Source organism: Enterobacter sp. BIDMC 27 (assembly GCF_000534415.1).
GTDB classification, from domain to species: Bacteria; Pseudomonadota; Gammaproteobacteria; order Enterobacterales; family Enterobacteriaceae; genus Enterobacter; species Enterobacter hormaechei_C.
Genome location: NZ_KI973178.1, coordinates 4,480,970 through 4,495,668, shown reverse-complemented (window position 1 = coordinate 4,495,668; position 14,699 = coordinate 4,480,970). Strand labels below are relative to the sequence as shown.

At 56.3% G+C, this 14,699-nt stretch carries 15 protein-coding genes; 7 read left to right on the top strand and 8 right to left on the bottom strand.

The annotated features are described in order from the left end of the window. Positions 1-47: 47 nt before the first annotated feature. Positions 48-188, bottom strand: a complete 141-nt coding sequence (locus L463_RS24655) for a peptidase (RefSeq protein ID WP_223230135.1) — start codon at positions 186-188, stop codon at positions 48-50. On the opposite strand from L463_RS24655, the gene nlpD reads away from it, so the two are divergent. Together nlpD and rpoS are read left to right on the top strand one after the other, a co-directional pair. Next, positions 121-1,194 (top strand): murein hydrolase activator NlpD, encoded by a 1,074-nt coding sequence (gene nlpD, locus L463_RS01675; RefSeq protein WP_223259309.1) that lies wholly within the window; start codon positions 121-123, stop codon positions 1,192-1,194. The genes L463_RS24655 and nlpD overlap by 68 nt on opposite strands. A 59-nt stretch (positions 1,195-1,253) precedes the next feature. Beyond that, on the top strand, positions 1,254-2,246 hold the full coding sequence (gene rpoS, locus L463_RS01680) for an RNA polymerase sigma factor RpoS (RefSeq protein WP_013098493.1): 993 nt from the start codon (positions 1,254-1,256) through the stop codon (positions 2,244-2,246). Between the two features lie 50 nt (positions 2,247-2,296). On the opposite strand, the gene L463_RS01685 is transcribed toward rpoS, so the two are convergent. Beyond that, on the bottom strand, positions 2,297-2,674 hold the full coding sequence (locus tag L463_RS01685; RefSeq protein WP_015571707.1) for a DUF4440 domain-containing protein: 378 nt from the start codon (positions 2,672-2,674) through the stop codon (positions 2,297-2,299). Next, the gene (locus L463_RS01690; RefSeq protein WP_032102895.1) at positions 2,671-3,873 is read right to left on the bottom strand and encodes an MFS transporter; all 1,203 of its coding nucleotides are present in this window, start codon (positions 3,871-3,873) and stop codon (positions 2,671-2,673) included. The genes L463_RS01685 and L463_RS01690 overlap by 4 nt, the downstream gene beginning before the upstream one ends. A 109-nt stretch (positions 3,874-3,982) precedes the next feature. Here L463_RS01690 and L463_RS01695 point away from each other — a divergent pair, with 109 nt between their 5' ends. Beyond that, entirely contained in the window at positions 3,983-4,870 is an 888-nt protein-coding gene (locus L463_RS01695; protein ID WP_032102894.1) for a LysR family transcriptional regulator, read from the top strand. On the opposite strand, the gene L463_RS01700 is transcribed toward L463_RS01695, so the two are convergent. Then, positions 4,867-5,274 carry a MarR family winged helix-turn-helix transcriptional regulator gene (locus L463_RS01700; protein WP_015571704.1) on the bottom strand — a complete coding sequence of 136 codons (408 nt, stop codon included), beginning with the start codon at positions 5,272-5,274 and terminating at the stop codon, positions 4,867-4,869. The two genes, L463_RS01695 and L463_RS01700, sit on opposite strands and share 4 nt — an antisense overlap. Positions 5,275-5,447: 173 nt before the next feature. Between L463_RS01700 and L463_RS01705 the strand changes: the two genes are divergently transcribed. From L463_RS01705 to L463_RS01715, 3 genes are read left to right on the top strand one after another with little or no spacing between them, the layout of a single operon-like run. Then, entirely contained in the window at positions 5,448-6,050 is a 603-nt protein-coding gene (locus L463_RS01705; protein ID WP_003862111.1) for a non-oxidative hydroxyarylic acid decarboxylases subunit B, read from the top strand. Further along, on the top strand, positions 6,040-7,467 hold the full coding sequence (locus L463_RS01710; protein WP_032102893.1) for a non-oxidative hydroxyarylic acid decarboxylases subunit C: 1,428 nt from the start codon (positions 6,040-6,042) through the stop codon (positions 7,465-7,467). Before L463_RS01705 ends, L463_RS01710 begins: the two co-directional genes overlap by 11 nt. Before the next feature lie 10 nt (positions 7,468-7,477). Beyond that, entirely contained in the window at positions 7,478-7,699 is a 222-nt protein-coding gene (locus L463_RS01715; RefSeq protein WP_003862116.1) for a non-oxidative hydroxyarylic acid decarboxylases subunit D, read from the top strand. Positions 7,700-7,821: 122 nt separating this feature from the next. Here the strand turns inward: L463_RS01715 and L463_RS01720 are convergent, their stop codons facing one another. The 3 genes from L463_RS01720 to L463_RS01730 form a co-directional block, all read right to left on the bottom strand. Further along, the gene (locus L463_RS01720) at positions 7,822-8,979 is read right to left on the bottom strand and encodes a DDE-type integrase/transposase/recombinase (protein ID WP_023295456.1); all 1,158 of its coding nucleotides are present in this window, start codon (positions 8,977-8,979) and stop codon (positions 7,822-7,824) included. Positions 8,980-9,137: 158 nt separating this feature from the next. Continuing rightward, on the bottom strand, positions 9,138-11,699 hold the full coding sequence (mutS, locus tag L463_RS01725) for a DNA mismatch repair protein MutS (RefSeq protein WP_032673308.1): 2,562 nt from the start codon (positions 11,697-11,699) through the stop codon (positions 9,138-9,140). 113 nt (positions 11,700-11,812) lie between these two features. Further along, positions 11,813-12,043 (bottom strand): SymE family type I addiction module toxin, encoded by a 231-nt coding sequence (locus tag L463_RS01730; RefSeq protein ID WP_017692767.1) that lies wholly within the window; start codon positions 12,041-12,043, stop codon positions 11,813-11,815. A 175-nt stretch (positions 12,044-12,218) separates the two neighbouring features. On the opposite strand from L463_RS01730, the gene L463_RS01735 reads away from it, so the two are divergent. Then, a complete protein-coding gene (locus tag L463_RS01735; RefSeq protein ID WP_022649174.1) occupies positions 12,219-12,563 on the top strand; it encodes a nitrous oxide-stimulated promoter family protein in 345 nt (114 codons plus the stop codon). 61 nt (positions 12,564-12,624) lie between these two features. Here L463_RS01735 and flhA read toward each other — a convergent pair whose 3' ends face one another. Further along, positions 12,625-14,697, bottom strand: coding sequence for a formate hydrogenlyase transcriptional activator FlhA (flhA, locus tag L463_RS01740; RefSeq protein WP_017382808.1), 2,073 nt, complete (start codon positions 14,695-14,697; stop codon positions 12,625-12,627). Positions 14,698-14,699: the final 2 nt, after the last annotated feature.

The window sequence follows — 14,699 nt, the reverse complement described above, 5'->3', positions numbered from 1 at the left end:
GGCGCGATAGGTTCGTGCCATCACGGTTATTTTTAAGTCACTGGTAGTTAACACATTCCTGGGGGATAAATGAGCGCGGGAAGCCCAAAATTCACCATCAGCCGTGTTGCGGCATTATCACTGGTTTCGCTCTGGCTGGCAGGCTGTACAAGTTCTGACAATGCACCTGCGCCCGTCAGTTCCGTCAATGGAACCAGCGGCTCGGGTAACACGTCCAGCGGAATGTTGATTACCCCTCCGCCTAAAATGGGCACGTCCACGGCGCAGCAAACTCCGCAGATCCAGCCGGTTCAGCGTCCAGTTACGCAGCCTTCGCAGATTCAGCCAGTGGATCAGCCTGTTCAGACCGAAAATGGCCGCATAGTGTATAACCGCAAGTATGGGAACATTCCGAAAGGTAGCTATACCGGCGGCAGCACCTATACCGTGAAGCGCGGCGATACGCTGTTCTATATTGCCTGGATCACCGGGAACGATTTCCGCGATCTGGCACAGCGAAACAACGTCCAGGCCCCGTACGCTCTGGAAGTCGGGCAAACGCTTCAGGTTGGCAACGCGACGGGGACACCGCTTACGCCAGGCAACACCGTTTCAGCGGCCGACGTAACTGCGCAAAATAACAGCGTCACCCCTGCACAAAAAACCACCACGGTGGTTGCTTCACAACCTGTAATTACGTATTCTGAGGATTCAGGTGATCAGAGTGCTAACAAAATGTTGCCGAATAATAAAGGTACTGCGACTGTTGTCACAGCACCGACTACGGCACCTGTGGTTAGCTCTACTGTACCGACTGCAAGCAGTCAGAATGCCAGCTCGTCAATCACCACCTGGCGCTGGCCAACTGACGGCAAGATTATCGAGAACTTCGCTACCTCTGAGGGGGGCAACAAAGGGATCGATATCGCAGGCAGTAAAGGACAGGCAATCATCGCGACCGCAGACGGGCGCGTTGTCTATGCCGGTAACGCACTGCGCGGTTACGGTAATCTTATTATCATCAAACATAATGATGATTACCTGAGTGCCTACGCCCATAACGACACTATGCTGGTCCGGGAACAACAAGAAGTTAAGGCGGGGCAAAAAATCGCTACCATGGGTAGCACCGGAACCAGTTCTACACGCTTGCATTTTGAAATTCGTTACAAGGGGAAATCCGTAAACCCGCTGCAATATTTACCGCAGCGATAAATTGACGGGGCATGCCAGCCAGGGTGTCTCGTCCAGGGATCACGGGTAGGAGCCACCTTATGAGTCAGAATACGCTGAAAGTTCATGATTTAAATGAAGACGCGGAATTTGATGAGAACGGAGCAGAGGCTTTTGACGAAAAAGCCTTAGTAGAAGAGGAACCCAGTGATAACGATTTGGCTGAAGAAGAGCTGTTATCGCAGGGTGCCACACAGCGTGTGCTGGACGCGACTCAGCTTTACCTTGGGGAGATTGGTTACTCCCCACTGCTAACGGCCGAAGAAGAAGTCTATTTCGCACGTCGTGCTTTGCGTGGTGATGTTGCCTCGCGTCGTCGCATGATCGAAAGTAACCTGCGACTGGTCGTGAAAATTGCCCGCCGTTATGGCAATCGTGGTCTGGCTCTGCTGGATCTGATTGAAGAGGGCAACTTAGGTCTCATCCGCGCAGTTGAGAAGTTTGACCCGGAACGCGGGTTCCGTTTCTCAACCTACGCGACCTGGTGGATTCGTCAGACCATCGAACGGGCTATTATGAACCAGACCCGTACGATTCGACTGCCGATCCACATCGTCAAAGAGTTGAATGTTTATCTGCGTACCGCGCGCGAGTTGTCCCATAAACTGGACCACGAGCCAAGTGCGGAAGAGATTGCAGAGCAACTCGACAAACCGGTTGATGACGTAAGCCGTATGCTGCGTCTCAACGAGCGCATTACCTCGGTTGACACCCCGCTGGGTGGCGACTCCGAAAAAGCGCTGCTGGACATCCTGGCCGATGAAAAAGACAACGGCCCGGAAGACACCACGCAGGACGATGACATGAAACAGAGCATCGTCAAATGGCTGTTCGAACTGAACGCCAAACAGCGTGAAGTGCTGGCACGTCGTTTCGGTTTACTGGGGTATGAAGCTGCGACACTGGAAGACGTCGGCCGTGAGATTGGCCTGACCCGTGAACGTGTTCGTCAGATTCAGGTTGAAGGACTACGCCGCCTGCGTGAAATCCTGCAAGGGCAAGGTCTGAATATCGAAGCGCTGTTCCGCGAGTAAGCAACCATTCGTCAGAAAAGGCCCGTCGTGAGACGGGCCTTTTTTATGCCTTACGGCTGCGCCGTTTCGTGCAGCAAACGCCAGGTGATGTTATCCCCTTCCTGATTAAGCACTGCGGTTGACCAGCGCACGTTGACGGGCTGGCCTGGCCGGGTTTGCGTCTCCCGGTAATGGAGCACTGCGCCGTTGTCCCATGTCTGAAGCGTTGTTAACGCATCAATGTCGATCCTGAGCCCGGGTCGGGTTCCCCGCTGCGCATATAAAAATTGGGCAAGCGCGTGATGATCTAAAGGGTTGCCACTCGGTGGAACCATCAGAAAATCCGGACGGAAACGGGCGAGCAGGGCGTCCCGATCGCCTTCGCCTGCACCTAACCAGTTTTCAAGGGCGACGTGAATGTCGAGGATCTCTTGTTCGAAATGGGTCATGGTTGCTCCTGTTGCAGTTGCGCAAGTAACTGCGTGTTGTTAAGACGGTAGACGTACAGTACGGGCAGCAGGGTGATGACTGCGGCAAAAACAAACATCCCGTGCCAGGCGGCCAGCGGCGCGAGATAATCCTGCATGAAGCTCAGCGCCTGCGCCAGCAGCAGAGCGCCCGCAAAAAAGCTCAACTGACGATTCAGATTCCATAGCGCGCTGGCATCGGGCATATCTTCCGGTCGCATCGTCAAAAACGCGCTGCTCTGAGCCGTACTGCTGCAAAGGCTTCCCCCCGCGCCCATCAGCGCAAACGCAACGGCAGGTAGCAGCATTGCCGGGCCGACGTTAACTAAAAGCAGAATGCCCGTCGCCTGCAAAAGGCAACCGATGACCACCAGCGGCCGGGGGCCGATACGGTTGAAATAGCGTCCTGTCGCGGTGATAGCCAAAAACGAAGCCACAGACCACGGCAGCATAAGCATGCCCGTTGCGGCGGGTGTCATATTGGCCTCGCTCTGGAGGTAATACATGCCCGTTACGTTCACGCCGATAAAAATGCCGGGTACGCACACATAGATAAGCATGGATAAGCGCAACAGCGGATCCGTCAGCAAAGACAGGTTTACTGTCCTGGTGGTGTTTATCGGCGACGGTTCTGTTTTAAGCCACGCGCAGGCCAAAGCAAAGGTGACAATGGCGACGGGCAGGGTGGCAAAAAATATCCAGCGCCAGCTGAATGTCTGAACCAGCATACCGCCCACAGCCGGTGAGCACGCGGGGGCAAGCAGTGCGACCAGCATCACCGCCGAGGAGAGTCTGGCCCGCTCATGAGGCTTAAATTGTTGCCAGGTCAGAGCCTGACCAACCGGGATCAGTAAACCCCCTCCGGCGCCCTGTACGACTCGCCAGGCAATCAGACTTTCCAGCGAAGATGAGAGACCCGCCGCAACGGAGGCCGCGCTAAAGAGAAGCAGTGAGAGCAGGATAACGCGCTTCGGCCCGACGCGGCGCGTCAGGATACTGCTGAAAGGGATGACTAGCGTCAGCCCGGCAATGTATCCGTTACTTACCCAGGCAAGCGCGGAAGGTGTGGTATTGAAAGCACGAGCCATCGCCGGAAAGGCGATACTGGCAATAAACATGTTTATCAAATCAAGGAAAAAGCCGAGCAGAAAGACGACGGCGATTTTGCTGCGATACGTCATGGAAGTTCCTCCGGTGAGGTGGCGTATCGTATCGGCCCGCGCGTTACGGATAAACGCGACAAAGCACGATATACTGTCAACATTATTTTGACAGTTAACCAGGCAAGCGATGCTTAATTTACAGCGTACGGCGATGTTTATCGCCGTAGCGGACACCGGCAGTTTCACCGCCGCGGCGGAGGCGATGGGGCTGACAAAAGCGGTGGTCAGCTTTCATATTCGTCAGCTTGAAGAGGAGCTGGGCGTCACCCTGTTGCTGCGAACCACCCGACGCCTGACGCTGACCGAAGCGGGGAAGCTCTTTCATCAACGAAGCGTGATGCTGTTACGGGATGCAGAGCGATTGCAGGATGATGTTCGCGCCAACCACGCCGGGCTGACGGGAGAACTGCGGATCACCACCACGCCCGAATATGGCTCGCAGGTGGTGGTGCCTTTGCTGGCTGAATTTAGCCAGCTGCACCCGGACCTCCGCGTGCGGCATGTCTCGTCCTCTTTGCATGCCGATCTTATCGCCGAGCGCTTCGATGTCGCTATCCGGCTCGGCACGCTTGCAGATTCGCGCTACCACGCCGCGTTGATGACCTCCTTCACCATCCTTCCCGTGGCAACGCCAGGCTGGCTGGCAAACCATCCGGTTAACTCGCTGGAGCAGCTGGCGGAAGCGGACTGGATCATTCATGAGCGTTTAACGTCGCCGCTGCGCTGGCAGGTGAGAGGTGTTGATGAGCAGCCGGTTTCCTTTGAGATCAAGAAAGCGCCGCGCCTGTATGCAGACAGCGCCCAGGCGCTGATGGCTTTTGCCCTCGCGGGATGTGGAGTGGCGCTGCTGCCGGAGTGGCTGGTGCGAAACGCACTGGATGCAGGGGAACTGGTCTCGCTGTTACCGGCGTACACGTTCGCTCAGCAGGGCATCTATGCCGTTTATCCTGATGCCCGGCATGTGCCCGCGAAAGTGCGAACATTTATTGATTTTATGCGCGTCAGGGTTACTTAATCCTGCATCATCTTTTTAATGAGCGCTGAAAATTGCTCTCGTTCCGCGCCGTTAAGGCGCCCTAAAAACGCCTCATCCACCTCATTTCCAATCGGTTTACTGCTCTCAAGCAGGGCCTCACCTTCGGCCGTCAGAAAGACAAACCGACGGCGCTTGTCCGCCGGATCGTGCTCGCGCCTGACCAGGCCGCGTGCTTCCATGCGGCTCAGCATTTCTGCCAGCGTCGCTTTGGTGCTCACCGCGACTTCAGTCAGGGCAACCTGCTCAATGCCAGGATTTTCAGCAATTGACCGCATCACCGCATACTGTGGCTTTGTCAGTTCGGGCAATGCGTGCTGCCACTGGGCGGTATGCTGTTGAAAAAGCTGACGTAGCAGGTGGAAAGCTTCTTGTCTTAACTCCATGGACACTCCGACGGAAAAATACTCCCTCTATGATAGCCGCTCTCGGGCTGAATTTTAACGCGAGAGTTTTTTAGCGATTAGTGTGATCGTATACGAACGATCTTGTCAGCAGCAGGATCAAGGCGTAGTTTAATTAATATGTTCGTATACGAACAAACTTATTGAGGTGCTGAATGAGATTGATTGTGGGAATGACGGGCGCAACGGGTGCGCCATTAGGCGTGGCGTTGTTGCAGGCGCTGCGGGAAATGCCGGAGGTGGAAACGCATCTGGTGATGTCGAAGTGGGCAAAAACCACGATTGAGCTGGAAACGCCCTTCACTGCGCATGACGTTGCTGCCCTGGCGGATGTCGTCCATAGCCCGGCCGATCAGGCTGCCACCATCTCCTCCGGCTCGTTTCGCACCGACGGCATGATCGTCATCCCGTGCAGCATGAAAACGCTGGCGGGTATCCGCGCGGGCTACGCCGAAGGGCTGGTAGGGCGTGCGGCAGACGTGGTGCTGAAAGAGGGACGCAAGCTGGTGCTGGTTCCCCGTGAGACGCCGCTCAGCACCATCCATCTCGAGAACATGCTTGCCCTTTCCCGCATGGGCGTGGCGATGGTGCCGCCTATGCCTGCGTACTACAACCACCCGCAAACCGCCGATGACATTACCCAGCATATCGTGACCCGCGTTCTCGACCAGTTCGGTCTGGAGCATAAAAAAGCCCGACGCTGGGAAGGTTTGCAGGCAGCGAAACATTTTTCACAGGAGAATAAAGATGGCATTTGATGATTTGAGAAGCTTCTTGCAGGCGCTCGATGAGCAAGGGCAGCTGCTGAAAATTGAGGAAGAGGTAAACGCTGAGCCGGATTTAGCGGCGGCCGCCAACGCTACCGGGCGCATTGGCGATGGCGCGCCTGCGCTGTGGTTCGATAATATTCGCGGTTTCACCGATGCCCGTGTGGTGATGAACACTATCGGCTCGTGGCAAAACCACGCTATTTCGATGGGGCTGCCGGCGAATACCCCGGTGAAAAAACAGATCGACGAGTTTATTCGTCGCTGGGACAAATTTCCCGTCGCGCCAGAGCGTCGTGCAAACCCGGCCTGGGCGCAGAACACGGTGGACGGGGAAGACATTAACCTGTTCGACATTCTGCCGCTGTTCCGCCTGAACGACGGTGACGGGGGCTTTTATCTCGATAAAGCATGCGTTGTCTCCCGCGATCCGCTCGACCCCGATCACTTCGGCAAGCAGAACGTCGGGATCTATCGTATGGAAGTGAAGGGCAAGCGTAAGCTCGGCCTGCAACCGGTGCCGATGCACGATATTGCGTTGCATCTGCATAAGGCAGAAGAGCGCGGCGAAGACCTGCCAATTGCCATTACGCTGGGTAACGATCCGATCATCACCCTGATGGGCGCCACGCCGCTGAAATACGATCAATCCGAGTATGAAATGGCCGGTGCGCTACGTGAAAGCCCGTATCCGATTGCGACGGCTCCGCTGACCGGTTTCGATGTGCCGTGGGGGTCGGAAGTGATCCTGGAAGGGGTGATTGAAGGCCGGAAACGTGAAATTGAAGGGCCCTTCGGTGAGTTTACCGGTCACTACTCCGGCGGGCGCAACATGACGGTTGTGCGTATCGACAAAGTTTCTTACCGCACTAAACCGATTTTCGAATCTCTCTACCTGGGCATGCCGTGGACCGAAATTGATTATCTGATGGGGCCCGCCACCTGCGTACCGCTCTATCAGCAGCTGAAGGCGGAATTCCCGGAAGTGCAGGCGGTGAACGCCATGTACACCCACGGTCTGCTGGCGATTATCTCCACTAAAAAGCGTTACGGCGGTTTTGCCCGTGCGGTCGGGCTCCGCGCCATGACCATGCCACACGGTCTGGGTTACGTGAAGATGGTGATTATGGTGGATGAAGATGTCGATCCGTTTAACCTGCCGCAGGTGATGTGGGCGCTGTCATCGAAGGTCAATCCGGCAGGCGATCTGGTACAGCTACCGAATATGTCTGTGCTCGAGCTTGACCCCGGCTCCAGCCCGGCGGGGATCACTGACAAGCTGATCATTGATGCCACCACCCCTGTTGCCCCGGACAACCGTGGTCACTACAGCCAGCCGGTACAGGATCTCCCTGAAACCAAAGCCTGGGCCGAAAAACTGACCGCGATGCTGGCGGCACGTCAATAAGGAGGAAAAAATGATTTGTCCACGTTGTGCCGATGAACATATTGAAGTGATGGCAACATCACCGGTGAAAGGTGTCTGGACGGTATACCAGTGTCAGCACTGTCTGTATACCTGGCGCGATACCGAACCGCTGCGCCGTACCAGCCGCGAGCATTACCCGGAAGCGTTCCGCATGACGCAGAAGGATATTGATGAGGCGCCGCAGGTGCCGACGATCCCGCCGCTGCTGTAAAAAAAGCCCGGTGGCGGCTGCGCTTACCGGGCGATAATATTGTGCGGTCCTTTGCCCGGTGGCGCTACTGTATGACCGGATACATAGGTGACAGATCAGACCGGGAACATAGGTAACACTTTTCAGTCTATCCGGAGCACACTCTGGGTTTTTCGGTCGTAGTACGCAAGCGTTATTCCGTTAAAGATGATGGCCTCAAGGCCATCATCCTGTTCTTCCAGCATGATGTACTCATCAGTCAGCGCTTCACTCAGGAACACCGTCCCCTTTTTCCCCATATAGAGTGTCCCCCTTGATTTCACCCTGTAGACCGTACCTCCTTCCGGATAAGCATATTCAGGAACCCTGCCATCCCAGTGTCGGCCTGAGGGCTGCCATACCGTTCCGGGCGTTGCACCCGCCAGGGCTTCATGCGGCCTTTCGTAGTTAAACTCTTCCCGGTAGTCACTGAACCACCGCTGTTGTTCTTCCATCGTCATAAAGGTGTTGCCCTGTTTTACTGCACTTTTCAGCGAACGGTGCATTCTCTCATGACGGCCGTTTTCTTCCGGATGCCCCTTTCTGATACGTTCCGGTCTGATGCCCAGCTTTATCAGCCAGACTGCAAGGCGACTTAACCCGGCGATACCTGTTCCTGCGAAAGGCTGTCCATTATCCGTTCTCAGGACTTCCGGCAGACCGTACTCCAGGAACGCATCCGTCAGGCACTGCCTGACGAAGGGCTCGCTCTCCCGGTCCGTTCCCCGGCAGCTCAGAAGATACCGGCTGTGATTGTCGGTCAGGGTGAAGGGATGACAGTATTTCCGGCTCAGCAGCCTGAACTTGCCTTTAAAATCAGCGCTCCAGACCTGATTGTTCTCACTGATGATGGTCAGGGGCTGGCGATTGCCCGGGGTTCTGCGTTTTCGCTTTTTATCCGGAACCAGGCCTTCACGCTTGAGGATATCGCCGATAGTGCTGGCAGCGGGGACGGTAAAATCGACGTGATGATTGAGCAGCCACATCCGCAGTTTTTTGGGGCCCCAGTCAGGGTGTTTCTGCCTCAGGGCCGTAAGCTGCCCGGCGATATCATCAGGAACTGTACGGGAGTGGGAGTGCGGAGCACGCGACCGGTCAGAGAGAGATGACAGGTCAGAGGGGTCAAAACGCTGAAGCCATTTGTAACCGGTTTTTCGGCTGATGCCGAAGAGACGGCAGAGGGCTGAAAAAGAATCCGTACCTGCATGGCAGGCACGGATAAAATCAAGGCGTTGCATAGGTCGGGTCTCAGTCCAGGGCATAGCGAGTCTCCTCTTCTATGCCAGTTATAACTGTTACCCATGTATCCGGTCTAAAGTGTTACCCATGTTTCCGGTTCATACCCTACGCTTACCGGGCCTACGGGTTTTGTAGGCCGGGTAAGGCGAAGCCGCCACCCGGCAAAAAAGACCGCAGAGAACTAAACCAGACTCTTCAACCGATAAATCCACTCCAGCGCCTGTCGCGGCGTCAGGGTATCCGGGTCGAGATTTTCCAGCGCTTCCACGGCCGGAGAGGTCTCTTCCGGGACCGCCAGCAGTGACATCTGCGTACCATCTATCTGCGTCGCCGCCGCATTCGGTGACAAACTTTCCAGTTCACGCAGTTTCTGACGCGCGCGCTTGATCACCTCTTTTGGCACGCCCGCCAGCGCCGCGACGGCCAGGCCATAACTCTTGCTTGCCGCGCCGTCCTGCACCGTGTGCATAAAGGCGATGGTGTCGCCGTGCTCAAGCGCATCAAGGTGGACGTTAGCCACGCCTTCCATTTTCTCTGGCAGCTGTGTCAGTTCGAAATAGTGCGTTGCGAACAGCGTCAGCGCCTTGATTTTATTTGCCAGACTTTCCGCGCACGCCCAGGCCAGGGACAGGCCGTCATAGGTGGAGGTACCGCGTCCTACTTCGTCCATCAACACCAGACTGTTCTCTGTCGCGTTATGCAGAATGTTGGCGGTTTCGGTCATCTCGACCATAAAGGTAGAGCGACCGCTCGCCAGATCGTCCGCAGCACCCACACGGGTGAAGATACGGTCGATAGGGCCAATCTCAACCTTCTGCGCCGGAACGTAGCTGCCGATGTAGGCGAGCAGCGCGATAAGGGCTGTCTGGCGCATATAGGTACTTTTACCGCCCATGTTGGGACCGGTAATGATCAGCATTCTTCGCTGCGGTGACAGGTTCAACGGGTTGGCAATAAACGGCTCGTTCAGCACCTGCTCAACCACCGGGTGGCGGCCTTCGGTAATGCGAATGCCGGGTTTGTCAGTAAAGGTCGGACAGGTGTAGTTCAGCGTATCGGCGCGCTCGGCCAGGTTTACCAGGACATCCAGCTCGGCCAGCGCAGCGGCGCTCAGTTGCAGGTCAGCCAGGTGCGGCATCAGGATGTCAAACAGCTCGTCATACAGCTGTTTCTCCAGCGCCAGCGCTTTACCTTTCGACGTGAGCACTTTGTCTTCGTACTCTTTCAGCTCAGGAATAATGTAGCGCTCGGCATTTTTCAGCGTCTGGCGGCGAACGTAGTGAATCGGCGCCAGGTGACTCTGCCCACGGCTGATCTGGATATAGTAACCGTGTACCGCGTTGTAGCCGACTTTCAGGGTGTCGAGCCCCAGACGTTCACGCTCGCGGATTTCCAGCTTATCCAGATAATCCGTCGCGCCATCGGCCAGCGCACGCCATTCGTCCAGCTCTTCGTTATAACCTGGAGCAATAACCCCGCCATCCCGCACCAGAACAGGCGGCGCATCAATGATGGCGCGTTCCAGCAGTTCGCGAAGCTCGGTAAATTCGCCCATGGTTTCGCGCAGCTTCTGCACTGGCGCGCTGTCGATCTCTCCCAGCTGAGCACGCAGTTCCGGCAACTGCTGGAACGCGTGACGCATACGGGCAAGATCGCGTGGACGCGCGGTGCGCAGTGCCAGGCGCGCCAGGATACGCTCAAGATCACCCACCTGACGCAGCACCGGCTGCAAGTCGGTGTAACGATCCTGCAATGCGGCAATGGTTTGCTGGCGGCCGATCAGCGTGTCGGTATTGCGGATCGGCATATGCAGCCAGCGTTTGAGCATACGGCTGCCCATGGGGGTAACCGTGCTGTCGAGAACCGACGCCAGCGTATTTTCCATGCCGCCAGCGAGGTTCTGAGTGATCTCCAGGTTGCGGCGCGTGGCGGCATCCATGATGATGCTGTCCTGCTGACGCTCCATGGTAATGGAACGGATATGGGGCAGGGCGGTACGCTGCGTATCCTTAACGTACTGCAACAGGCAGCCTGCGGCACACAGCCCGCGCGGGGCGTTTTCTACGCCAAAGCCAATCAAATCTCGCGTGCCAAATTGCAGGTTCAGCTGCTGGCGCGCGGTATCAATTTCGAACTCCCACAGTGGACGACGACGCAGGCCGCGGCGACCTTCAATCAGCGCCGTCTCGGCGAAATCCTCTGCATAAAGCAGTTCTGCCGGATTGGTGCGCTGTAGTTCAGCCGCCATGGTTTCACGGTCAGCCGGTTCACTCAGGCGAAAACGACCGGAGCTGATATCCAGCGTGGCGTAGCCAAACCCTTTACCGTCCTGCCAGATCGCCGCCAGCAGGTTATCCTGGCGCTCCTGAAGCAGGGCCTCATCACTGATGGTTCCCGGCGTCACGATGCGTACGACTTTGCGCTCAACGGGGCCTTTCGACGTGGCCGGGTCGCCAATTTGTTCGCAGATAGCGACAGACTCACCCTGGTTCACCAGCTTCGCCAGATAGTTTTCAACCGCGTGATGCGGGATACCTGCCATCGGGATGGGCTCGCCTGCTGACGCGCCACGTTTCGTCAGGGAAATGTCGAGCAGCTGAGACGCACGTTTCGCATCGTCATAAAAAAGCTCGTAAAAATCGCCCATACGGTAAAACAGCAAAATTTCCGGATGCTGTGCCTTCAGCTTCAGGTACTGCTGCATCATTGGCGTATGCGCGTCGAAATTGTCGATTGTGCTCATGGAGTTATGATATCCATTTCTTTGAAAATATTACGCTTTGAGCGGCTCAATGGCCGATTGTTCCTTCTATTGTCGCATGAAAAAAAGGTGCGGCGCAGAAAAAAGTCACGACTTTACGAGGCATCTTCCACCATTAATTCAATGATGATTTTCCCGTGCTCGACGCCCACCCGAACCTGCGAGTTGGTGGTAAATCCCGCTTGCTCAAGCCAGTCGCCTTTCAGGCTCAGCGCTGCGTGTACGCTGTAGCGTTTTGGAATTTTCGTTTTACGGTCTTCATGACGTTTTCTGAAGTAACCCACTTTCAAGTGACGATAGGGTTTGGCGATCGCGATCTCTTGCATAAGCTCTCCGGTGAATGCGGTCAAAGGTGGTTATTTATGCCTGTATAAAATACCAGTAAAACGCAGCGGGGGGCGGGGTAATTCTGGAAGGGCGCTTCAGAAAATGGAATGCAATGACTGAAAATGTGCGGATAAAAGGGTATTATAAATGCACTTTATTGTTGAGGACGACGTTATGTCCGGTAAACGTATTTCACGAGAAAAAAAGACGATCGCCAGAATGATCGCCCTGTACGAAAACAGGTGTCCGCACGCCATAAAAGAAGAGGGGCACTATTCGGCGCTCAAGGCTTATGCCGATAAGCGGCTGGATAAATGCGTGTTTGGTGAGGAAAAACCTGCCTGCAAACAGTGCCCTGTGCACTGTTATCAGCCCGCCCGACGGGAAGAGATGAAGCAGGTGATGCGCTGGGCAGGGCCACGTATGTTATGGCGCCATCCGATTCTGACCATCCGTCATCTGATCGACGATCGCCGTCCGGTTCCGGAATTACCCGAAAAGTATCGGCCCAAAAAATAACCGGCTCCGCGCCGCAGTGGGCGACAAATTACGCGCAGGGCGACGTCGCCGGAATGACGGGTTAATTCAGGCTCTCTTTATCGATTCCCAGACGCTTCATGCGCGAGAGCAGGGTGGTACGCTTCAGACCCAGCCGTTGCGCCGCACCTTTCGGTCCGGCTACCACGCCGTTGGTCTCCTTCAGCACTCGCATAATGAGCTGATATTCATCTTCTCCCTCTTTCGCAAGCTCGGTTGCGGTCACGGTCGTTTCAGAAGGAGTAACCTCTGGCAGGGAGAGCTGGAGCACGTTCCCGCGGGTCAGCAGGACCGCGCGTTCAATGACGTTTTCCAGCTCGCGCACGTTCCCCGGCCACTCCATCGCCGAGAGTGTGCGTAGCGTTTCGGCAGGAATACTGTCGATATTTCGCCCCATCCGGCGGGCAATCTTCGCGGTAAAGGCTTTCACCAGCAGCGGAATATCTTCCGGGCGCTCGCGCAGCGGCGGCAGGCAGATCGGGAAGACGTTCAGGCGATAGTAAAGATCGCTGCGAAACTCGCGGTCGGCGACCATTTTTTTCAGATCGCGATTGGTGGCGGCAATCAGACGCACGTCGGTCTGGATCAGCTTGTTGCTGCCGAGGCGCTCGAACTCCTGCTCCTGCAAAACGCGCAGCAGCTTGGGCTGAAGCTCCAGCGGCATATCGCCCACTTCGTCGAGGAACAACGAGCTTTTATCCGCCAGTTCAAAACGGCCCAGCCGCTGGCTGCTGGCGCCGGTAAAGGCGCCGCGCTCGTGGCCGAACAGGTCGCTTTCCAGTAAGCCCGCAGGCATCGCCGCGCAGTTCATCTTCACCATCCGGCGGCTATTGCGGTTGCTCAGATTGTGGATCGCCCGGGCAATCAGCTCTTTCCCGGTACCGGTTTCACCGAGGATCAGCACCGTGCTGTCGCTCTGCGCCACCATTTCCACCTGCTTAAGGACGCTGTACATGGCATCGCTGCGCCCGATGATTTCGCCAAACTCGCTGTCCACGTTGTTGAGCTGCTCGGTCAGCGCCAGGTTTTCGTCCACCAGCCTCTCCTTCAGGCGGTGGATCTCCTGATAGGCGAGGGCGTTATCCAGCGCAATGGAGATACGCTCGGCGATCTGGCGCAGCAGCTTCAGGTTAGCGGTGGTAAATACGGCTTCATCGCACTGCGCCAGTTTAAGCACGCCGAGCATGGTGTTGCCGGACATCAGCGGCAGCAGGCACAGGGTCTGGATCTTGTTGCCCCAGGTGTTGAACAACATCCGCTCGTAGGGGGCTACCGGATCCTGTTCATTGAGATTGAGCAGCAGGATCTCTTTGCTTTTAAATACCCGCTCGGACAGCGTTCCCGCTTCGTCCACTTCGCTCTGCTCGTGCGCCGGGTTGGCTTCATCAAGGTAGTGGGTGGAGTAGATGTTGAGCTTGCCTTTCCGGTTGCCGCGTAGCGCAATGCTGATGGCATCGATTTTAAAATAGTGATGGATCTCTTTTGACACTTCGCTGACCAACTCATCCATGTCCAGGCGGGAGAGCACGGCGTTGGTGATGGCAACCAGAATGCGGAAGTTATCGCGCTCGCGGCTCAGCAGGTCGTAGTCCACATTATTGGTGACGCGGCTTTGGATCTGCTCCGCGACAACGGCCACAATCTGGGTAAAGGTGTGCAGGCGTTCGTACTCCGCCTCGCTCCAGGGCTGGTCGGTATCGCGGATAAACTCGCAGCCGCCAAAAATTTGCCCTTCCACCGCCAGCGGCAGCATGCTGTAGTGGCCGAATGGGTGGTAAAGATTGCTCTCTGCCAGCTTCGGCCAGGCCTGGCGAAACTGGTCAAAATTGCAGTGCAGCGCTTCCGGGCGGGAGAGGATACGCCGCACCGGGCCGTGGGCCAGAAACGTTTCATCTTCATATTCGAAGATTTTGCCGTTATCACGCGTTGAGAAATAGCTCGCGCGGTGGGTTGCGCTATGCCAGAGCACAATGGCGGCGCTGTCCGCCAGCGCTGATTGCCTGACCAGCCGCGTCAGGGCATCGCTCAGCGCGCCGAGATCGGGCTGTTGTAAAAGTGTGCGCGTGATGTCAAACAGGCCCTGCTGTCCAAGATCGCTCATCGGTGTATACGGCATTG